Annotated in this window: 21 protein-coding genes and 1 tRNA gene; 18 read left to right on the plus strand and 4 right to left on the minus strand. The window is 62.0% G+C overall.

Annotated features, from left to right (window positions below; all coding sequences use genetic code 11):
• Nucleotide 1: 1 nt before the first annotated feature.
• Entirely contained in the window at nt 2-139 is a 138-nt protein-coding gene (locus L610_RS20215) for a hypothetical protein (protein ID WP_186441422.1), read from the minus strand.
• Nucleotides 140-309: 170 nt separating this feature from the next.
• On the opposite strand from L610_RS20215, the gene coaD reads away from it, so the two are divergent.
• The 9 genes from coaD to L610_RS10410 all read left to right on the plus strand — a co-directional run bounded on the left by coaD (nt 310) and on the right by L610_RS10410 (nt 8,373).
• Nucleotides 310-810 carry a pantetheine-phosphate adenylyltransferase gene (gene coaD / locus L610_RS10370; protein ID WP_144704771.1) on the plus strand — a complete coding sequence of 167 codons (501 nt, stop codon included), beginning with the start codon at nt 310-312 and terminating at the stop codon, nt 808-810.
• A gap of 14 nt (nt 811-824) precedes the next feature.
• On the plus strand, nt 825-1,406 hold the full coding sequence (locus L610_RS10375; protein ID WP_024846917.1) for a peptidylprolyl isomerase: 582 nt from the start codon (nt 825-827) through the stop codon (nt 1,404-1,406).
• 31 nt (nt 1,407-1,437) lie between these two features.
• On the plus strand, nt 1,438-1,911 hold the full coding sequence (locus L610_RS10380; protein ID WP_024846916.1) for a peptidylprolyl isomerase: 474 nt from the start codon (nt 1,438-1,440) through the stop codon (nt 1,909-1,911).
• Nucleotides 1,912-2,022: 111 nt separating this feature from the next.
• Nucleotides 2,023-3,099 carry a tRNA preQ1(34) S-adenosylmethionine ribosyltransferase-isomerase QueA gene (gene queA, locus L610_RS10385; protein WP_144704805.1) on the plus strand — a complete coding sequence of 359 codons (1,077 nt, stop codon included), beginning with the start codon at nt 2,023-2,025 and terminating at the stop codon, nt 3,097-3,099.
• Nucleotides 3,096-4,226 (plus strand): tRNA guanosine(34) transglycosylase Tgt, encoded by a 1,131-nt coding sequence (gene tgt / locus L610_RS10390; protein ID WP_144704809.1) that lies wholly within the window; start codon nt 3,096-3,098, stop codon nt 4,224-4,226. Before queA ends, tgt begins: the two co-directional genes overlap by 4 nt.
• 220 nt (nt 4,227-4,446) lie before the next feature.
• Nucleotides 4,447-5,859, plus strand: a complete 1,413-nt coding sequence (locus L610_RS10395; protein ID WP_024846913.1) for a circularly permuted type 2 ATP-grasp protein — start codon at nt 4,447-4,449, stop codon at nt 5,857-5,859.
• 14 nt (nt 5,860-5,873) lie between these two features.
• The gene (locus tag L610_RS10400) at nt 5,874-6,815 is read left to right on the plus strand and encodes an alpha-E domain-containing protein (RefSeq protein ID WP_024846912.1); all 942 of its coding nucleotides are present in this window, start codon (nt 5,874-5,876) and stop codon (nt 6,813-6,815) included.
• On the plus strand, nt 6,815-7,609 hold the full coding sequence (locus L610_RS10405) for a transglutaminase family protein (RefSeq protein WP_024846911.1): 795 nt from the start codon (nt 6,815-6,817) through the stop codon (nt 7,607-7,609). Before L610_RS10400 ends, L610_RS10405 begins: the two co-directional genes overlap by 1 nt.
• A gap of 29 nt (nt 7,610-7,638) precedes the next feature.
• On the plus strand, nt 7,639-8,373 hold the full coding sequence (locus L610_RS10410; protein ID WP_144704815.1) for a proteasome-type protease: 735 nt from the start codon (nt 7,639-7,641) through the stop codon (nt 8,371-8,373).
• A gap of 63 nt (nt 8,374-8,436) precedes the next feature.
• Here the strand turns inward: L610_RS10410 and L610_RS10415 are convergent, their stop codons facing one another.
• The gene (locus L610_RS10415) at nt 8,437-8,895 is read right to left on the minus strand and encodes a BA14K family protein (protein WP_144704818.1); all 459 of its coding nucleotides are present in this window, start codon (nt 8,893-8,895) and stop codon (nt 8,437-8,439) included.
• A 172-nt stretch (nt 8,896-9,067) separates the two neighbouring features.
• Here L610_RS10415 and L610_RS10420 point away from each other — a divergent pair.
• Together L610_RS10420 and L610_RS10425 are read left to right on the plus strand one after the other, a co-directional pair.
• Nucleotides 9,068-9,143: transfer RNA gene (locus tag L610_RS10420), tRNA-Lys, on the plus strand.
• 415 nt (nt 9,144-9,558) lie between these two features.
• Nucleotides 9,559-9,990, plus strand: coding sequence for a hypothetical protein (locus L610_RS10425; protein WP_024846907.1), 432 nt, complete (start codon nt 9,559-9,561; stop codon nt 9,988-9,990).
• Nucleotides 9,991-10,462: 472 nt separating this feature from the next.
• Here L610_RS10425 and L610_RS10430 read toward each other — a convergent pair whose 3' ends face one another.
• Nucleotides 10,463-11,551 (minus strand): helix-turn-helix transcriptional regulator, encoded by a 1,089-nt coding sequence (locus L610_RS10430; RefSeq protein WP_144704821.1) that lies wholly within the window; start codon nt 11,549-11,551, stop codon nt 10,463-10,465.
• Between the two features lie 150 nt (nt 11,552-11,701).
• Between L610_RS10430 and L610_RS10435 the strand changes: the two genes are divergently transcribed.
• The 3 genes from L610_RS10435 to L610_RS10445 all read left to right on the plus strand — a co-directional run bounded on the left by L610_RS10435 (nt 11,702) and on the right by L610_RS10445 (nt 14,667).
• Entirely contained in the window at nt 11,702-12,007 is a 306-nt protein-coding gene (locus L610_RS10435) for a hypothetical protein (RefSeq protein WP_144704824.1), read from the plus strand.
• Nucleotides 12,008-12,512: 505 nt separating this feature from the next.
• Nucleotides 12,513-13,775, plus strand: coding sequence for a Glu/Leu/Phe/Val dehydrogenase (locus tag L610_RS10440; protein WP_144704827.1), 1,263 nt, complete (start codon nt 12,513-12,515; stop codon nt 13,773-13,775).
• A 142-nt stretch (nt 13,776-13,917) separates the two neighbouring features.
• Nucleotides 13,918-14,667 carry a cytochrome c biogenesis CcdA family protein gene (locus L610_RS10445; RefSeq protein ID WP_144704830.1) on the plus strand — a complete coding sequence of 250 codons (750 nt, stop codon included), beginning with the start codon at nt 13,918-13,920 and terminating at the stop codon, nt 14,665-14,667.
• Between the two features lie 3 nt (nt 14,668-14,670).
• Here L610_RS10445 and L610_RS10450 read toward each other — a convergent pair whose 3' ends face one another.
• On the minus strand, nt 14,671-16,497 hold the full coding sequence (locus L610_RS10450) for an alpha/beta hydrolase (RefSeq protein ID WP_144704833.1): 1,827 nt from the start codon (nt 16,495-16,497) through the stop codon (nt 14,671-14,673).
• Nucleotides 16,498-16,616: 119 nt separating this feature from the next.
• Here L610_RS10450 and L610_RS10455 point away from each other — a divergent pair, with 119 nt between their 5' ends.
• The 4 genes from L610_RS10455 (at nt 16,617) to glpX (ending at nt 20,723) form a co-directional block, all read left to right on the plus strand.
• Complete coding sequence (locus L610_RS10455) at nt 16,617-16,967, plus strand: hypothetical protein (RefSeq protein ID WP_144704836.1); 351 nt, start codon at nt 16,617-16,619, stop codon at nt 16,965-16,967.
• Between the two features lie 74 nt (nt 16,968-17,041).
• Nucleotides 17,042-18,259, plus strand: a complete 1,218-nt coding sequence (locus L610_RS10460; protein WP_144704840.1) for an LL-diaminopimelate aminotransferase — start codon at nt 17,042-17,044, stop codon at nt 18,257-18,259.
• A gap of 39 nt (nt 18,260-18,298) precedes the next feature.
• Nucleotides 18,299-19,612, plus strand: coding sequence for a homoserine dehydrogenase (locus tag L610_RS10465; protein WP_144704844.1), 1,314 nt, complete (start codon nt 18,299-18,301; stop codon nt 19,610-19,612).
• 130 nt (nt 19,613-19,742) lie between these two features.
• Nucleotides 19,743-20,723 carry a class II fructose-bisphosphatase gene (gene glpX / locus L610_RS10470; RefSeq protein ID WP_144705102.1) on the plus strand — a complete coding sequence of 327 codons (981 nt, stop codon included), beginning with the start codon at nt 19,743-19,745 and terminating at the stop codon, nt 20,721-20,723.
• Nucleotides 20,724-20,727: the final 4 nt, after the last annotated feature.

A 20,727-nucleotide genomic window follows, 5' to 3' on the forward strand; every position in this document is an offset into this window, starting at 1 on the left:
GTTAGCCGAAGGTGATGTTGCGACGAGCAGCCTTACGCTGCGCTTCCAGCTTGACGCTCTGGGCTTCGTTGTGGAGACCCAGGGCGGTTGCAATCAGCATGGCCAGGGTCATGGTGGCAGCAAGCAGGTAGATCATCATCGCGCATCTCCTTCGTGCTCAGCTAACGGTTGAAGCGGCCTTTCGTTTCATGCTGAATGCGTTTTGAAGGATTCAGCTTGAACCGTTACTGAGGGAGCCGTTCATCCGGCATTCATCTGCTGCCGGATGCCCGATTGCCTTGGGCTGTTCGTCCAGATAGAAGCCAGACCATGAAGAGCCGCATCGCATTCTATGCCGGGTCATTCGACCCGCTGACCAACGGCCACCTCGATGTGCTCAAGGGCGCGATGGTTTTCGCCGACGAGGTGATTGTCGGGATTGGTATCCAGGCGTCCAAGCAGCCGCTGTTCACCTTCGAGGAGCGCGTGGAACTCATCGAGGGGTGGGCGAAGCAGGAACCGGGCGTGGACGCTGCAAAATTGAAGATCGTCTCGTTCAGAGGGCTGCTGGTAGATGCCGCGCGCGAGCACGGCGCGTCGATGCTGATCCGGGGCCTGCGCGATGGCACCGATCTCGACTATGAGATGCAGATGGCGGGCATGAACGGGATCATGGCGCCGGAACTGCAGACGGTATTCCTGCCGGCAAGCCCGTCGGTGCGCACGATTACTGCCACACTCGTCCGGCAGATTGCCGCGATGGGCGGCAACATCCGCCCTTTCGTCCCGTCCAATGTTGCCGAGGCGCTTGAACGAAAGTTCAAGGCCTGAACACGGAGCCACTCATGCAGTTTCTGAAATTCGTCTCGTCGGCCCTTGTCGCGGCCAGCCTGTTCGCTGGCTCTGCAGCACTCGCGGCAGATCCCGAGAATACGATGATCATCAAGCTCAAGGACGGCGAGGTGGTGATCGCGCTGCGTGAGGATCTGGCGCCGAAGCATGTTGCACAGATCAAGAAGTTGGTTCGCGACGGCGAGTACGACAATGTGGCCTTCCACCGCGTGATCGAGGGCTTCATGGCCCAGACCGGCGACGTGCAGTTTGGCGACCTCGAGAACGGCTACAACAGCCAGCGGGTCGGCATGGGCGGCTCGTCGCTTCCGAACATCGAGGCCGAGTTCTCCAACGAGACGTTCGCGCGTGGCACGGTAGGTATGGCCCGTTCGCAGGATCCGAACTCAGCCAACTCGCAGTTCTTCATCATGTTCGCTCCGGGCTCGTTCCTCGATGGCTCCTACACCATCGTCGGCAACGTCGAGAGCGGCATGGAATTCGTCGACAACATCAAGCGCGGACAGGGCCCCAACGGCGAAGTCACTGATCCGGACCGCATGATCTCCGTCCGCATTGCCGCGGACGCCAAGTAAAACAGAAACTCCAGATCAGGAAGGACGCCACATGGCCGAGATCAAGGACCCCGAAAACACGATCATCATGGAAACGACCAAGGGCAAGGTCGTCATCCAGCTGCTGCCGGATGTGGCTCCGAACCATGTCGCCCGTATCAAGGAACTCGCCCGCGAGAACTTCTACGACGGCATCGTCTTCCACCGCGTGATCGACGGCTTCATGGCCCAGACCGGCGACCCGACCGGCACCGGCATGGGCGGCTCGGACAAGCCGGACCTCAAGGCCGAGTTCTCGAACATGGCGCACGTGCGCGGCACGTGCTCGATGGCGCGTTCGCAGAACCCGAATTCGGCCAACTCGCAGTTCTTCATCTGCTTCGAGGACGCTCCGTGGCTGAACCGCCAGTATTCGGTTTGGGGCCAGGTCATCGAGGGTATGGAAAACGTCGACAAGATCAAGCGCGGCGAGCCTGTGCGCGATCCCGACAGCATCGTCTCGATGCGCGTTGCCGCCGACCTGTAATTGCCTTTCGGGACGTGGCCGGCTGAACGCGGCCGCGTCCTTCTCTCCAGTTTTCTTCAAGCGCGTTGCCGGCATTCATTGGGGTGACGTCACCTTGTATGGTCGTGCCTGATGCGAGTGGACCTTTTCGACTTCGACCTGCCCGATGAACGGATCGCGCTGCGGCCCGCAGATCCGAAGGATTCGGCGCGTATGCTGGTCGTGCGCCAAGGTGAGCCGTTCGAGGACCGGATCGTGCGCGACCTGCCGTCGCTGCTGCGCAAGGGCGACGCGCTCGTCTTCAACGATACCCGTGTCATTCCTGCCCAACTGACCGGCCTGCGCCGCCGCGACGGTTCGGTTGCGCAGATCGACGCCACGCTGCACATGCGCGTGGCGGCCGACCGATGGAAGGCGTTCGCGCGTCCGGCCAAGCGGCTGATCGTCGGCGACCGCATCAATTTCGGCCACGGCGGTAACACCTGCCTGATCGGCTCGCTCGACGCCACAGTCGTCGAGAAGGGCGAGGCGGGCGAGGTCACGGTAGCCTTCGATCTATCCGGTCCTGCGCTCGACGAGGCGCTGCACGCCGTCGGACATATTCCGCTGCCGCCCTATATCGCTACGCGCCGTATGGACGACGAGCGCGACCGGATCGACTACCAGACGATCTATGCCCGCGAGGAGGGCGCCGTTGCCGCGCCGACTGCTGGGCTTCACTTCACGCCGCAACTGTTCGAGGCGCTGGATGCCGCCGGCATCGAGCGGCACTTCGTGACGCTGCATGTCGGCGCTGGCACCTTCTTGCCGGTCAAGGCCGACGATACCGCCGACCACAAAATGCATTCCGAGATCGGCCACGTCTCCGCGCGCACTGCCGAGGCGCTCAATGCCGTCAAGGCGCGCGGCGGACGCATCGTTTCCGTCGGCACTACCTCGCTGCGGCTGATGGAAAGCGCCGTCGGTCCTGATGGTCTTCTGAAGGAATGGTCCGGCGCGACCGACATCTTCATCACGCCCGGCTACAGGTTCCGCACCGCGGATGTCCTGATGACCAATTTCCACCTGCCGCGTTCGACGCTGTTCATGCTGGTGTCGGCCTTCTGCGGCCTCGAGACGATGCAGGCGGCCTACGCCCACGCGATCGCCAGCGGCTACCGCTTCTATTCCTACGGCGACTCCAGCCTGCTTTTCCGGAGTGACACGTGACCGAACAGTTCTCGTTCAAGGTTCTCGCTACTGACGGCAAGGCGCGGCGGGGCGAGATCACGATGCCGCGCGGCACCATCCGAACGCCGGCCTTCATGCCGGTCGGCACCGGGGGCACCGTCAAGGCCATGTATATGGACCAGGTGCGCGATCTCGGCGCCGACATCATCCTCGGCAACACATATCACCTGATGCTGCGTCCGGGCGCAGAGCGTGTTGCGAGGCTCGGCGGCCTGCACGAGTTTGCGCGCTGGCCGTACCCGATCCTGACCGATTCCGGCGGCTTCCAGGTGATGTCGCTAGCGCAGCTGCGCAAGCTGAACGAGCAGGGCGTGACCTTCCAGTCGCACATCGACGGCCGCCGCTACGAGATGTCGCCGGAGCGGTCGATCGAGATCCAGGGACTCCTCGACTCCGACATCCAGATGCAGCTCGACGAGTGTGTGGCGCTGCCTGCCTCGGAGAAAGAAATCGAGCGTGCGATGGAGCTTTCGCTGCGCTGGGCGGAGCGCTGCAAGGTCGCCTTCGGCGACCAGCCTGGCAAGGCGATGTTCGGCATTGTTCAGGGCGGCGATGTTCCGCGCTTGCGCGAGCGGTCGGCGGAAGCCCTGAAGGCCATGGACCTGAAAGGCTACGCGGTTGGCGGCCTTGCCGTCGGCGAGCCGCAGGAAGTGATGCTCGACATGCTGGACATCACCTGTCCGGTCCTGCCGGCCGACAAGCCCCGCTACCTGATGGGCGTGGGAACGCCCGACGACATTCTCAAGTCCGTCGCGCGCGGTATCGATATGTTCGACTGCGTGATGCCGACGCGGGCAGGGCGCCATGGCCTCGCCTTCACCCGCCGCGGCAAGGTGAACCTGCGCAACGCGCGCCACGCCGACGATCCGCGTCCTCTCGATGAGGAAAGCCCATGCTCGGCCGCGCGTGACTATTCGCGCGCATACCTGCACCATCTGGTGAAGTCGGGTGAGGCTCTGGGCGCGATGCTGCTGACCTGGAACAACCTCTCTTACTACCAGCAGCTCATGGCTGACATCCGCGCGGCGATCGAGGCCGGACGCTTCGTCGAGCGCGCTGCCGAAATTACCGCAGGCTGGGCTGCGGGCGACATCGCCCCACTCTAGGAAAAGATTCGCAGGGCTTGCTTCTACAGCTGCGTGCCATGAAGTTCTGTTCGTTTAACTTCGTGGCTTAACCTGCTCATTCGCTAGACGTAATTCGTCGCGCCGCTGCCTCAGTCTTAGTCATCGTGCCCAGCCGAAAGGCTTTGCGGCGAGGGTCTGCGAAAAGTTCTTGCTTTCATTCAAGATGCCCATTGATATGGGTGCGAATGGAGGTATCCGTTTGGCAGCGTTCGATGAAATGCGTCCAGGTGACGCCGGAGTAAGGCAGCCATATGCAGGCTATGACGCCTGGCTGCAGTCGCAGGATCCTTCCCGCCTCAAAGAAAAGATGCTCGATGCGGAAACCGTCTTTCGCCGAACGGGCATCACCTTCGCGGTCTACGGTGAACAGGAAGCCGCGGAGCGCATCATCCCGTTCGACATCATCCCGCGAATTCTTTCGGGAAGCGAGTGGCGGCGGCTCACCCAGGGAATCGAGCAGCGCGTCCAGGCGCTGAATGCATTCCTGGACGACATCTACCACCGCCAGGAAATCCTGCGCTCGGGCCGCATCCCGAGGCACCTGATTGCCGGCAACGATGCCTTCCTGCCGGAAATGATCGGCGTTCGCCCACCCGCCGGCGTCTACACCCACATCATCGGCGTCGACATCGTCCGCACCGGCGAGAACGAGTTTTTCGTCCTCGAAGACAATGCCCGCACACCCTCCGGCGTTTCCTACATGCTGGAGAACCGAGAGACGATGATGCAGCTCTTTCCGGAGCTGTTTCAGAAGGTGAAGGTGCGGCCCGTCGAGGACTATCCGCAGCTGTTGCGCCAGTCATTGTCTGCGGTCGCGCCGAAAGGCGTGAACGGACGTCCGACCGTCGCGGTGCTCACACCCGGCATGTACAACTCGGCCTATTTCGAGCACGCCTTCCTTGCCGACCAGATGGGCGTCGAACTCGTCGAGGGGCATGATCTGCGCGTCATTGACGGCCATGTCGCGATGCGCACGACGCAGGGCTACAAGCAGATCGATGTGCTCTACCGCCGTGTGGATGATGCCTACCTTGACCCGCTGACCTTCCGCCCGGATTCGACCCTGGGCGTGCCCGGCATCATGGACGTCTACCGCGCAGGCAACATCACGATTGCCAATGCCCCCGGCACCGGCATCGCTGACGATAAGGCGATCTATTCGTACATGCCGGAGATCGTCGAGTTCTACACCGGTCGCAAGCCCCTGCTCGGCAACATCCCGACGTGGCGCTGCTCGGAGCCGGATAGCCTGAAATACGTGCTCGAGCATCTCGAAGAGCTGGTGGTCAAGGAAGTGCACGGCTCCGGCGGCTACGGCATGCTTGTTGGCCCGACAGCTTCGAAAAAGGAGCGCGAGGCATTCGCCGCCAAGCTCAGGGCCAAGCCTGGCAACTACATCGCCCAGCCGACGCTTGCGCTCTCAACCTGTCCGATCCTCACCGAGGCGGGGCTTGCACCGCGCCATGTCGACCTTCGCCCCTTCGTCCTGGTGTCCGACCGTATCCGCATTGTTCCGGGCGGGCTCACCCGCGTCGCGCTCAAGGAAGGTTCGCTGGTGGTGAACTCTTCGCAGGGTGGCGGAACCAAGGACACATGGGTGCTCGATGACTAGCGGGGCCAACTGACATGCTGCTTGGACGCACGGCAAACGGCCTCTACTGGATGGGCCGCTACATTGAGCGAGCCGAGAACATGGCGCGTCTCGTCGACGCCGGCCTTCGCCTCGCTTTGACCCGCACCGAAGCCGCCTCGGACGAATGGGCGTCGGTGGTCCTCAGCGCCGGCGCGAAATATGCGTTCGACGCGCGCCACCCCGAATACACAGCCGAGACGGTCGGCGATTTTCTCCTGCGCGATCCCGGCAACCCGTCGAGCGTGCTTTCATGCATTGAAATGGGCCGCGCCAACGCGCGCATGGTTCGCACTGCTCTGACACGCGACACGTGGGAAAGCATCAACGAGACTTGGATGCTTCTGAAGAAGCTGCTGGCCCCGGAAATCGACCAGCGCGAGCTTCCGTCGATCCTCGACAAGATCAAGCGTCAAACCGCGCTCATCCGCGGCGCCTTCCACGGTACGATGCTTCGTAACGAGATTTTCGATTTCGCCCAGCTCGGCATCTATGTCGAGCGTGCCGACAACACGGCCCGCATCCTCGACGTTAAGTACTACGTGCTGCTGCCGTCGATTTCCTGGGTGGGCTCGTCACTCGACAACTATCAGTGGGAATCGATCCTGCGTTCGGTTTCGGCTCATCGCTCCTACAGCTGGGTCTATGAGGGCGATTACAAGCCGCGCAACATCGCGGACTTCCTGATCCTCAACCGCCGCATGCCGCGCTCACTGGCGTTCTGCTACCGCATGATTGCCGAAAGCCTCGAACTTCTGGCCGACGATTATGGCGAGCGCCACACCTGCCACGACACGCTGGACGAGATCCGCGCCAAGCTGCAGCCCAACACGATCGATCGTATCTTCGAGGACGGTCTGCACGAATATCTGACGGAATTCATTCGTTGCAACAACAGGTTGGGCGACGAAGTTGCAGCAGATTACAGGTTCTTCTGATGCGGCTGAAGATTTCTCATTCCACGCAGTACTCCTATGATGCTCCGGTGCCTTACGCGTTGCAGCGGATCAGGCTTTGCCCGCCGCCGGCTCAGACGCAGGAGATCATTTCGTGGCAGCTAGACGTGTTGGGTGCCGACGAAGAGGTCCGGTTCTTCGACCAGTTCGGCAATGACACGCGGCTTTACAGCGTTCCGTCGGGCTCAACCCTTATCTCCATCACCGCGCGTGGCGAAATCGAGGTCCGGGACACGGCTGGCGTCACTGGCCCGCATTCGGGCTACGCGCCGCTGTGGCTGTTCAAGCAAGCGACCCCACTGACCCAGCCCGGCGCACTGACGGCGGAAATTGCTGCACCGTTCACCTCGGGCAATGACATCGAGCGGCTGCACGGCCTGTCCAACGCCATCCGCGATCGCGTTGCCTACCGCGTCGGCACGACAGACGCGGCCACAACGGCGGAAGAAGCGCTGGAGCGGGGCGAGGGGGTCTGTCAGGACCATTCGCACATCTTCATTGCCAGTGCGCGCGAACTAGGCTTCCCCGCCCGCTATGTCAGCGGCTACCTGATGCTGAACGAGACCACCGAGCAAGCCGCGACTCACGCTTGGGCGGAGGCACATATTGCCGGTCTCGGTTGGGTCGGCTTCGACGTGTCGAACGGAATTTCGCCCGACGGGCGCTATGTCAGGCTGGCAACGGGCCGCGATTACCGCGATGCGATGCCGATTTCCGGTATACGCCTCGGGCAGGCGCAGGAACTGCTTGAAGTTCACATTACGGTCGAGCAGTAATCCGTGATCGGTACCAGGGCAGCACTGAGATGACCTACTGCGTCGGCTTGAAGTTCAATCGCGGCATCGCCTTCATGTCGGACACGCGCACCAATGCCGGCGTGGATTCGATCTCGGTCTTCCGCAAGATGTACACGTGGGAAGTGCCCGGGGAGCGCATCTTCGTGCTGCTGTCGGCCGGCAATCTGGCAACCACGCAGTCGGTTGTGAGCCTGCTGGACGAGCGGTCAAAGGCTGTGGCGGAGCGTTCTCCATCGCTCCTGAAGACGCCATCAATGTTCCAGGCCGCCCGCATGATCGGCGATACAGTGAAAGAGGTGATCGCCACCTCCGCTTCGGGCGGCCAAAACGCCGACGCCTTCAGTGCCTCCTTCATTTTCGGCGGCCAGATCAAGGGCGGCGAGCCGCGCCTGTTCCTGATCTATCCCGAGGGCAATTTCATCGAGAGCGGCGACGACACTCCGTTCTTCCAGATTGGAGAGACCAAGTACGGCAAGCCGATCCTGATCCGTGCGTACGATGCTGACATGAACTTTTCTCAGGCAGCAAAGCTGCTGGCGATCTCGTTCGATTCGACCATCCGCGCGAATCTTTCGGTCGGCATGCCGCTCGACCTGCTGTTCTATGAGCGCGATTCGCTCATGGTCACCTACAAAACGCGGCTCGAGCAGGACGATCCGTATTACCGCGAGGTGTCGGAAGGCTGGTCAGAGGCCCTGCGCGCAGCTTTCAACCAGCTGCCGGATTTTCCCTTCAACGCGTGACTTCAGGCAAAGAAAAGGGAGGAAGCGGATGCTTCCTCCCTTCGCTCACCTTGATTTTTCCGATCAGCCATAGGGCGACGTGCACTGACGGCGCGGGCCGTTGTACGGCTGGAAGGTGTTGTCGGACGGGCGGTAGGACCGGTAGCGGTTCAGGCACCATTCGACATGCGCATTGTTGCCGCGATAGACGCGGGTCGGCGGAGCGACATAGCGCGGCTGCTGGTTGGCGATTGCGCCGCTGACAATTGCGCCTGCGATGAAAGCTGCTGCCGGGAACCAGAAGTCGCCGTGGCGGCGGTAGCCGGGGCGGTACTCGCGGGACCCGCGATGACCGCGCCAATAGACGTCACGGCCGCGACGCTCGAACCGGTCGTTATGCCGGTGGTCACGGTACTGAATTTGCGTTACATTCGATGTCTGATCGACAACAGGCGAGCCAAGTGGCATCGCCACGGCCGGGGCCGCCATAGGCACGGATACTGCCATCGCGGCCGCACACAGGGTAGACACTATCTTCAACATGCCATTTCCTCGCTAGCGTTTCGGGGCGGGAACGTTCGCGTCCCTTGATGGCAAAACGGCTCGTCTGTTGAAACGTTCCCCAAAAGAGGATGCACCAACGAGATTGGTGTTGACCAGTGTGCTTCTGCTACCTATGTTCCGGCCCACTTCCGGGCGCCGTTTCGACGCTGTTGATCGCGTAGCTCAGCCGGTAGAGCAACTGACTTTTAATCAGTAGGTCCTGGGTTCGAGCCCCAGCGCGATCACCAAAATCAATGACTTAGCGCCCGTCAGCAAAACGGCCATTTTACGACCCGCCAGCACTTTACATTTTTACCGCGCTTTCGTTCCTGCGCGGATGGCTTCAATGACACCTGCACCGGCAAGTTAGGACTTTTTGGTTGTGGCCTCGCACTCATTCTCCGAGTGCTCCAAGATTTCCGCGATTCGCTTATCCCGTCACCTGCGCCTAAGCGTAGGTGATGGCCGTGCCAAGCAGTTCGGAAGCGTGTGCCCTCCCGCGGTCCTGCGCCACCTCACCTGATGGTGGTAATGCCCCTGGGGCAGACAGGAGGGAACTTTCTGCTACCATGGGTGGTCTTGCGGACCTGTTCCGCAATCGCCCCGCAATTTCGAGCGACAGATCAAAGTCATCTGGAAGAAGTCGAAAGAAGGAGGACCCCTATGATTAAAGTTCGTGCGATCATCGCCGCAGCTACGCTGGCAGCGTCCATTGCAGTACCCCTGCAGGCGTTCGCGCAGCAGGGACTACTGACGCGAGCCGAGAGACTTGAGCCTTCCCTCAAACTTTCGGCGAGCGCTCCTCTTGCGGAGAAGCCGTATGAACTGGAATCGGGCAAGCACTACCGCCTGACGATCGAGGCGGACGGAACGGCGGAACTTGCGATCTCCGGCGCCGAATTCTTCCGCAATGTTTGGATCAACGAGGTCGTCATCAACGACATCGAAGTGCGCCCCCTAGGCCTCGACTCACTGGAATTTGACGCAGCCGGCGAAGCAGAAATCACCTTCGTCACCATCCGGCCGGGAACCTTCACAGTACGCATTCCAGGCTCGAGCGGCGAAGGCCAGGCCGCGACTTTCGTGGTCAAGTAGGAGTTGGTGTCGCCGAATATGCGCTGCGCCTCTGCCGGTATTTCTCCCGAGAGGGGTCGGTACTACTCAATTGGTCCCGTGACATCCGGTTGCGGGCCCACGATCCTCCCCCTCTCAGGGAGCACCGTTCTGCCTGCTGCAGATAGGTTGCACGATAGCAACTTGTACGCCCTGGGCTTGCAAGCTCCGGTCGGCCGCTGCCCCGCGTGTCTTATGGGCTTGGTGCGCAAACCACTCACCTTCATGAACCATCTACGCTGGGCCTGGGCGATTGCCCTCGGCTATGCGGCGAGCATCCTGACCCACTTGTGGGTCAACGCGGAGTTCATGTGACTGCAGGGCAGGGGCGAGGTCCGTGCCGCGAAGTTCTATGCCGCTCAGCGAGCTAAGAAGCGATGACTGCGTCTGTAACAACGTGTCCATCATTCCTTCCTCGGCCTTCATTGCGTGGTTCTGCGGCTGACCAGAACGTCTAGCGCTCGATCGTGCGGATGCTGGCAATTGCGGCGACAAAATCGGCCTGCCGGCTCATGCCGGACTTGGCGAGGATTGCCTTGACGTGTGAACGCACAGTCTCGCGACTGATCGTCAGTTGCGCCGCCACCGCGTCGATCGTGCTGCCGGTAACAAGCCGCCGGGCGACTTTCGCCTCGCCCGGCGTCAGGTCAAACAGGCCTTGGATCGTCTCGGTCGCCGGCATGCGCTGACGGTCGATTGGCGTGACAATCAGGAACGCAGCGACGTTGCTGAATATGTCGCGCGCCATGCCCTCGATCGGCACGAAGTGGACGATCGCGGCCGGGTTATCTTCATACATCGGCAGCGGGAACGACTTGCTCGCCTGGCTGCCGAGCACGCGAAGCTGCTCGAGCGTCTCGGCAAGAAGCGTGTTCGCCTTTGCATGCTGGAAGCGGATGCGCCCCTGCGCGGCGGTCGTCACTTGCGGCGCCATGCGCTCGAGCAGCGGGTTGACGGCAAGCACCCGCCCGTCGCTGCGCAGGACCGCCGAGGGCAGGCCGCTGATCTGCAGCGCCTCGATCGCCGCGTTGACCCGTTCGAAGGCGAGCCGGCTCGACATCATTGCCGCCCGGGCGAGATGTGGCCTCAGCTGGTTGAGATAGGAAATCGCGTCCGGCGTTACGGGTCCTCTCGCCTTCTTCTTCTCGACAGCAAAGATGATCTGGTCTTCGCTTGGCGTGCAGATGCGGGTCGAAGTGCCAAAGCCGTAGCCCAGCGGCTTCATTACCTCGGTGAAGATCGGCATCGTCTCATAGTCTTCTTCCGAAAAATATTCCGACTCGTCGATGAAGCCGTCATGTTCAATCGTCATCAGGCGCGCGGCGCGGGTGTTGCGGGCAATCCAGCCCTCGCCGATCATCTTTTGCGCAAGATCCTCCAGCGAAGTGGATGCAAGTGCTCGCGTCGCGGTCGCGGTTGCGTTGAACAGCGCGGTACCGTGCGCATCCGCGCCCCGCGCCATCACATCCAGAACTTCAAGCCAGCGTTCCGGCACGAACGCCGCCTCATAGATCAGGTCCAGGACCTTGATCGTGTCGGCCATGTTTCCCCCACCTGATACTTCCCCAGCGTCAGGATGGCACAGCTACTCAAGAGTCGGCCAGATTTCTCCCCAAATCGGGGGATGTATGCACACAGAATTCAGTCAGTATCGGGAAGAGTTTGCTGCGTAACCTGGCGGAGGATTGTCCTGATGAAACAGATTTTTGTCGCCGCAACTGCGGGGTTCTTACTGGCCGCGGCGTCGGGCTCTGCTTCCGCTGTGACGTTGCCGGACGCCGTCTGCGCCGGGGCGGGGATGCAGGTCACGGTGAAGGGTGGCAAGATCGTCGCCTACAGCTATCAGGGCACGCCATATCCCGTACGGTCGATCAGTGCCTCGGCCTACAAGATTGGCACCGCCGGGGCCTTGCGGGTGAAGAACCCCAAGCCAAAGAGTTTTCAGGGAACGTTCGCCATGCATGGTCGCGAAACACCTGCAACCTTCAAGTGCAACTAACACCGCAAGGCGAACAGCGGCACGCAAGGGTCCGGCTCATGTGGGCGCGGACGGGATGAGCCGGCTTTTGCGTGCCGATTTTCTTTTCGTCGAGGGCTGCACAGGGATGCGGCCCGCTTCCTTTGCGCGCGACAGGATAGCTGCGGTTCTTAGCTACACGGTAGCCAACTGCTGAGTCGCGGGGCTGCGCCTTTCAGGCGTTCTTCCGCGATCTCCTTGCGCTTTTTCATACGGCAGTCGACCCCGTAGGGCGGCGTCAAAAGCGTTCCCCCGGCGCCAAGAACGTTCCTGCCTTCAAAATAATCATCGTGATGAGGCTGCAGGCGCGGTCTTCGCAAGAATTTCCCGCATCGGAAGGCGCGTGCGTCATAATTGCGCGGCGCGAATAAAAAATGAGCAAAAATTACAAAAATTAGGTCAGCATCGCTGACAGAGCTTGCGTGCGACATGCCCATCGCGTAAGCAGCAGCTACCAATTTTTGTGCACTGGCCCATAGGAAGAATGATGTCGGAAGAAAGCCTTCTCGATCACGCCCTCGTTCGTCTCGACGCAGCGGCGGCCCACCTGACCTTGGATCCGGATGTCATCGAGAAGCTGAAATATGCTCGCGAAACCACCCAGGTTCGCCTGATGATCCGCATGGATGATGGCTCGCGCAAGTCGTTCCTCGCATGGCGCTGCCGCTATGATGACACCCGCGGCCCGACCAAAGGCGGCATCCGCTACCACCCGGATTCCAACGCCGACGAAGTCCAGACGCTCGCCTTCTGGATGACCTTCAAGTGCGCCGTGATGAACCTGCCGTATGGTGGCGGCAAGGGGGCGGTGCAGGTTGATCCGCGCAAGCTGTCGAAGGCTGAGCTCGAGCGCCTGTCACGCGCGTATATCCAGGCCTTCGCCCGCACCATCGGTCCGGATCGCGATATTCCGGCTCCGGACGTCTACACCAACTCTATGGTGATGGGCTGGATGGCAGACGAGTATGCGCAGATCGTTGGCCGTTCCGAGCCGGCGGTCATCACCGGCAAGCCAATCGCCCTCGGTGGTTCGCTCGGCCGTGGCGACGCGACCGCACGCGGGGGCTATTACCTCGTCCGTCACCTTGCTGGCGACCTCGGCCTGCAGCAGCTGCGTATCGCGGTGCAGGGCTTCGGCAATGCTGGCCAGCACATCGCCCGCCTGTTCGCAGCTGACGGCCACAAGATCGTCGCTGTTTCGGACTCCCAAGGCGCGGTCAAGTGCGAGGGCGGCCTGAACATCGACGCATTGCTCGCCGCGAAGGACAATGGCGGTTCGGTCGTCTCGACCGTTGGCCAGCACGGTCACGAGCTGATGAGCGCGGAAGAGCTGGTCGGCGCGGACTGCGATATCCTCGTCCCGTCGGCTCTGGAAAACATGATCCACAAGGACAACGCCGAGTCGGTCAAGGCGAAGGTGATCCTTGAGCTCGCCAACGGCCCGGTCACCACCGACGCCGACGAGATCCTCGAGAAGAAGGGCGTCGTCGTCCTTCCTGACATCCTCGCCAATGCCGGCGGTGTCACCGTGTCCTACTTCGAGTGGGTGCAGAACAAGCAGGGCTACTACTGGACCGTGGAAGAGATCCACGACCGCCTGCGCACCATTATGGAGCGCGAGGGACGGGCGATCTGGAACCTGTCGCGCGAGAAGCGGATCACCGTCCGCACCGCGGCTTACGTTCACGCGCTTTCCCGGATCGCCGAGGCGATCGAGGCGCACGGCACTCAGAACTACTTCGCAAACTGATTTTTCGTCATTTTGCCCCATCTCCCGCCGGGACACCGGCGGGAGTTTTTTAGTTTAGCGACCCTTTGCCACGTCTTGGTGATTGGTGCGCACGCGACCGAACGGCTATATCGGTGGCCCGATCAGACGGGTGAGCTTGGATATGGCCATTGATGTCGGATATGTGAGCGCAGTCGGGGCAGGGGCTCTCTCTTTCCTCTCTCCCTGCGTCCTGCCGCTGGTTCCGCCCTACCTCTGCTACATGGCGGGTGTTTCCATCGACGATTTTCGCGCGGGTGACGGGAAGGCCACCGCGACGACGCCTGCCCGCCGGGCACTCGTAGGCGCATCCGTCGCCTTCGTCCTTGGCTTCTCGACCGTCTTTGTCGCGCTCGGCGCGGGCGCTTCCTCGATCGGCAGCTTCCTGCGCGCCTGGCAGCAGGAGCTGGCGATTACGGCGGGCCTACTCATCATCGTGATGGGTCTCAATTTCCTCGGTATCATCCGCATTCCGCTGCTATCGCGGGAAATCCGCTTCCAGGGTGGGGGCAAGCCGGCGAGCGCCCTCGGCGCCTATGTGATGGGCCTTGCCTTCGCATTTGGCTGGACGCCCTGCATCGGCCCGGTCCTTGGGCCGATCCTGACGCTTGCGGGCGGTCGCGACACCGTCAGCGAAGGTGCCTTGCTGCTCTTCGCCTATTCGTTGGGGCTCGGAATTCCGTTCCTTGTCGCGGCGCTGTTCTCCGGCGCGTTCATGCGATTCCTTGGCCGGTTCCGTGTGCATCTCGGCCGGGTCGAAAAGGTGATGGGCGGGCTGCTGGTAGTCGCCGGCGTGCTGTTCCTCACCGGCGGCATCCAGACGGCGTCGTTCTGGCTGCTCGAGACTTTCCCGGTTCTTGGAACGCTGGGCTAGAGCCTAGACGCGCACCCGCACATATTCTCCGGGGGCATCGCCAAACGAAGGCCGGCCGCTCGCAAGCGGCGCGCGCGCGGGAACACGTTCGCTGTCCTGCTGCTCGATCCACGTGTGCCAGTGTGGCCACCACGAGCCCGGCGTTTCCTTAGCCTTTGCGACCCAGGTGTCGAAATCATCAAGTGCGCCGCCGTCGGTCCAGTACTGGTATTTGCCTGAAGATGGCGGGTTGACCACGCCGGCGATGTGGCCGGAGCCAGCCAGGACATAGGTAACGTCGCTGCCGAAGAAACTGCAGCCAAGGAACACCGAGCGGGCAGGGGCGATGTGGTCCTCGCGCGTGGCGAGGTTGTAGACCGGGACGGTGACGTCCTTGAGCGAGATGGTGCGGTTGGCCAGCACCATCCGGCCCTGCGACAGGTTGTTGTCTAGATAGCAGTTGCGCAGGTAGTAGGAGTGGTTGGCCGCGCTCATGCGGGTCGAATCCGAGTTCCAGTAGAGCAGGTCGAACGGAACCGGCGCCTTGCCGCGCATGTAGTTGTTGACGACGTAGGGCCAGATGAGGTCGCCGGCCCGCAGCATGTTGAAGGCCATCGCCATGCGTGTGCCCTCAAGATAGCCCTTGCCGGACATGGCGCGCTCGAGGGCCGCCACCTGGTCCTCGTCGACGAATACCTTCAGGTCGCCCGCATGGGTGAAGTCGACCTGCGTCGTGAAGAACGTGGCCGACTTGATGCGGTCTTCGCCTTCCTGTGCGAAGAGGGCGAGTGCTGCGGCAAGCAGCGTTCCGCCAACGCAATAGCCGATTGCGTTGACTTCTCGCTCGCCGGTCTCTTGCTCGATCGTGTCGAGTGCGAACTGCAGACCCTCGCGGATATAGGCTTCCCAGTCCTTGTTGCCATGTCGCTCGTCCGGGTTCACCCAGGAGATGACGAACACCGAATGACCCTGCCCGACCGCCCAGCGGATGAAGGATTTCTGCGGGTTGAGATCGAGAATGTAGAACTTGTTGATCCAGGGCGGGCAAATGAGCAGCGGCCGCTTCAGCACGGTGTCGGTTGTCGGTTCGTACTGGATGATCTCCGCGAGTTCGCTGCGCGCCACCACCTTTCCGGGCGTCAATGCAAGGTGCTTGCCGATCTGAAAGTGGTCCGGTTCCGCCTGCCGCAGCTTGAGCTCGCCGTGCCCGGCGTTGATATCCTGGGCCAGCATCTCCATGCCGCGGGCGAGGTTCTCGCCATTCGTCGCCATCGTTTCGCGGAACAGCTCGGGATTGGTGAGCAGGAAATTCGACGGCGAGATCGCATGGCTGATCTGGTTGACGTAGAACTGCGCCTTGTGGCGCGTGCGCTCATCGAGATCCTCCGCGTGTTCGACCAGTTCGGTCGCCCAGCGCGTGGTAACGAGATAGACCTGCTTCAGGAAGTCGAAGAACGCGTTCTCCGCCCATTCAGGGTCCTGGAAGCGCTTGTCTCCCTTCTCCGGTTCGGCGATCGCGTGCAGTTCGGGATGAGACATGCGCTGGACGGAGTTCGACCACACGTCGAGATAGGATGCGAAGAGGCGCGTCTGCGCCTCGAGCGCGCGGGAAGGGTCCTTCAGCCAGTATTCTGTGAGCCGGGAGAACGTCTTGACCATGTCGGTGACGGGTTCGGCAGCCGCGTCACGTATTTCACCGGTTTCGCGCGCAGCCGCCCACGCCGCCGCCGCCTTGCCGGCCTGCTCGATCGCGCGAGCAATGTTCAGCGCAAAGCGCTCCGGATCCTTGACCAGATATTGTTCCACATTGGGGGGCAGGGGATGGGCACCGCGATCCTCGCGTATGGTCATGCTAAATCGCGTCCTCCGTTGCTTCCTTTTCAGAAAGCCTGTGTTGGCATATTACCATGTGACGTGAAGTCCGGTCCAACAGCGATCATCTATTTGTGATAGGCGGTGAAACAATGACAATGCGGCGCATCGCCCTCCTGATGGCAATTCTGTTTCCGGCACTCCAGGGGTGCGGGACCGCGACAATCGAAGACGCCGTGCCGTCCGGCGCAGCGCAGACGTCTGCGCAGCCGCAGCCCTCGTCGGCTGCGTTTGCCACCCCTGGCGCATATCCGAATCTAAATGTCATTCCCACTCCCGCCGCCGAGCACCTGACGCCGGAGGAAGTGGCCGCGAAGTCCGAAGAATTGCGCCAGAGGCGCGATACTCTGTCTGCCGGAGGGGGAGGTGTCGCCGATGAAACGGCAACCTTGCGCCGGCTTGGAAACAGCCATGCAGACGAGGCTTTGAAGGCAATAGAAGGCCGCTGAACTATCGACCACCAGAAGGTTTAGGTGTATAGCGCGCGTCAACTGCCCCAACCTCCTCGCGATCGGATTCTCCAATGGAAGAGTTTCACAAGGTCCGCCGGCTTCCGCCATACGTTTTCGAGCAAGTTAACAAGCTGAAGGCAGCGGCGCGAGCGGGTGGTGCAGACATCATTGACCTCGGCATGGGCAACCCCGACCTGCCGACTCCGCAGAACATTGTCGACAAGCTGGTCGAGGTCGTCCGCGACCCGCGCACCCACCGCTATTCGTCGTCGAAGGGCATCCCGGGTCTGCGTAAAGCGCAGGCGAACTACTATGCCCGCCGGTTCGGCGTGAAGCTTAATCCCGATACCCAGATCGTCGCGACTCTGGGTTCGAAGGAAGGCTTCGCCAACATGGCGCAGGCGATCACCGCGCCGGGCGACGTGATCCTGTGCCCCAATCCGACCTATCCGATCCATGCCTTCGGCTTCCTGATGGCCGGCGGGGTGATCCGCTCGATGCAGGCCGAGCCTGATGACAAGTTCATCCCGGCGCTTGAGCGCGCGATCCGCCACTCGACGCCGAAGCCGCTGGCGCTGATCCTCAACTACCCGTCGAATCCGACGGCGCTGGTCGCCACGCTCGATTTCTACCGGGACGTCGTGGCGTTCGCGAAAAAGAACGAGCTGATCATCCTGTCCGACCTCGCCTACGCCGAGATCTACTTCGATGGCAATCCGCCTCCGTCGGTGCTGCAGGTGCCGGGCGCGATCGACTGCACGGTCGAGTTCACCTCGATGTCGAAGACGTTTTCGATGCCGGGCTGGCGCATGGGCTTTGCGGTTGGCAACGAGCGTCTGATCGCCGCGCTGACCCGCGTGAAGTCCTACCTCGACTACGGCGCGTTCACGCCGATCCAGGTTGCGGCGACGGCTGCGCTGAACGGTGACGGCTCCGAAATTGCCGAAGTGCGCGAAGTTTACCACCGCCGTCGCGAGGTAATGGTCGACTCCTTCTCGCGCGCTGGCTGGGAGATTCCCGCTCCCGCAGCGACCATGTTCGCGTGGGCGCCCATCCCCGAACAGTTCCGCCACCTCGGCTCGCTGGAGTTCTCGAAGCTCCTCGTCGAGAAGGCCGATGTTGCGGTGGCGCCGGGTGTCGGCTTCGGCGAACACGGTGACGACTATGTCCGTCTCGCTCTGGTCGAGAATGAGCACCGCATCCGGCAGGCAGCGCGCAACATCAAGCGCTTCCTGAGCTCGGTGGGCTCGACTCCGGACAATGTCGTTGCGCTGAACGCCCGCAGATAGTTCCTCAATCAAAGACTGACAGAAAAGGATGCCCGCGGCATGAGCGAAGCATTGCGTGTTGGAATTGCCGGTCTGGGCACCGTTGGTGCCTCGGTGGCGCGCGTTCTGGCTGAGAAGGCGGATGAACTAACCCGCCAGTGCGGCCGGGCGATCACCGTCACCGCGGTCTCCGCACGCGACCGCACTCGTGACCGCGGCGTCGACCTTTCCGGCGTCCAATGGTTCGATGATCCCGTCGCGCTTGCACGTGAGACCGACATCGACGTCTTCGTCGAGCTGATGGGTGGCGAGGACGGTCCGGCAAAGGCGAGTGTCCAAGCAGCCCTCGAGCGCGGCAAGCATGTCGTCACCGCGAACAAGGCCCTGCTGTCGCGCTCTGGCGTCTCACTCGCAGCGATCGCGGAAAAGAACGGCGTGCTGCTCAACTACGAAGCGGCAGTCGCCGGCGGCATTCCGGTCATCAAGACCATGCGCGAGTCGCTCGCCGGCAACTCGGTTTCGCGCGTGTTCGGCATCCTCAACGGCACCTGCAACTACATCCTGACCCGGATGGAAGCGGAAGGTATCTCGTTCGAAGAGTGCCTCGCTGACGCGCAGCGTCTCGGCTACGCCGAGGCCGATCCGACCTTCGACATCGAGGGCAACGATACCGCGCACAAGCTGTCGATCCTGACGAGCCTTGCCTTCGGCACGAAGATCTCGCCGGACGACATCTACCTCGAAGGCATCTCCAACATCACCCAGGCCGACATCAAGGCCGCGGCTGAGCTCGGCTACCGCATCAAGCTCCTGGGCGTTGCCCAGCGCAGTGAAAGCGGCATCGAACAGCGCGTCCACCCGACGATGGTGCCCACGTCGTCGGTTATTGCGCAGGTCCACGGCGTCACCAACGCAGTTGCCATCGAAACGGACATTCTAGGTGAGTTGCTGCTGTCCGGTCCGGGCGCCGGCGGCAACGCGACCGCTTCGGCCGTCATCGGCGACATCGCCGACATTGCCAAGAGCCGTCCCGGCTTCCAGCACGGCCCGGTCTTCGGCCGTCCGGCGAAGGAGCTCGCGCCCTACAAGAAGGCAGCGATGCGCAAGCACGAGGGCGGCTATTTCATCCGCCTGACCGTCCATGACCGGACGGGAGTGTTTGCAGCGATTGCAAAGCGCATGGCCGAAAACGATATCTCGCTGGAGTCGATCGTCCAGCGCGCCGCCGACCCGCAGATCGGCGACCACAAGACCGTCATTCTCGTCACCCATTCGACCAGCGAGGCGTCCATCCGCAAGGCCGTCGAGGCCATCACCAAGGATGGTCATCTGGTCGACAAGCCGCAGGTCATCCGGATTGAACGTCCGGCCTGAAAAAGCCGGATCAATTCAATCGATTGATGTCGGGACGGACCGTGAATCGCTCTTGCTAGGGGTGGGTCTCTTTGACAAAAGAGGCCAACCCTATCCGGCAAATGCCTGATCTCACAGAAGGTTCGTCATGATGGCCAAGCCTGCCACATCCGGTCTCGACCGCATTCTCACCCTTGAACTGGTTCGTGTCACGGAGCGCGCAGCGGTTGCCGCCGCACGTCTTCGCGGCAGGGGCGACGAGAAGGCCGCCGACCAAGTGGCTGTCGACGCCATGCGCGCCGAACTGAACCGCCTGCCCATCAAGGGCACCGTCGTCATCGGCGAAGGCGAGCGCGACGAGGCTCCGATGCTCTACATCGGCGAGGAAGTCGGCACGGGTGATGGCCCGGGCGTCGACATCGCCCTCGATCCGCTGGAAGGCACCACGATCTGCGCCAAGAACCTGCCGAACTCGCTCGCGGTTATCGCGATTGCCGAGAAGGGCAGCCTGCTCTACGCGCCGGACGTCTACATGGACAAGATCGCGGTCGGTCCGGGCTACCCGGCCGGTATCGTCAATCTTGACGCCTCGCCGCAGGAGAACATTGAAAACCTCGCCAAGGCGAAGGGCGTTCCGGTTCAGGAGATCACGGCCTGCATTCTCGACCGTCCTCGCCATGCCCGGCTGATCGAGGCTGTCCGTGCGACGGGCGCCGCAATCCGCCTGATCGGCGACGGCGACGTCGCTGGCGTGATTCACACCACCAACCCGGACGAGACTGGCATCGACATCTACATGGGCACCGGCGGCGCTCCCGAGGGCGTTCTGGCTGCCGCAGCACTTCGCTGCATCGGTGGCCAAATGCAGGGTCGCCTGCAGCTCAACACCGAGGAGAAGATCGAGCGCGCCGCAAAGATGGGTATCTCCGATCCCAACAAAGTGTACTCGATGGAAGAGATGGCTCGCGGCGACGTGCTCTTTGCTGCAACCGGCGTGACCGACGGCAACCTTCTGTCCGGTGTCAAGTTCGGCCGCGACTCGATCCAGACGCACACCATCGTCATGCGCTCGTCCTCGCGCACCGTTCGCGAGATCAAGGCGCACCATCAGGATATGGAAAAGTTCGGCTGAGCTT

The organism is Aminobacter sp. J44 (genome assembly GCF_007829415.1).
Lineage (GTDB): Bacteria > Pseudomonadota > Alphaproteobacteria > Rhizobiales > Rhizobiaceae > Aerobium.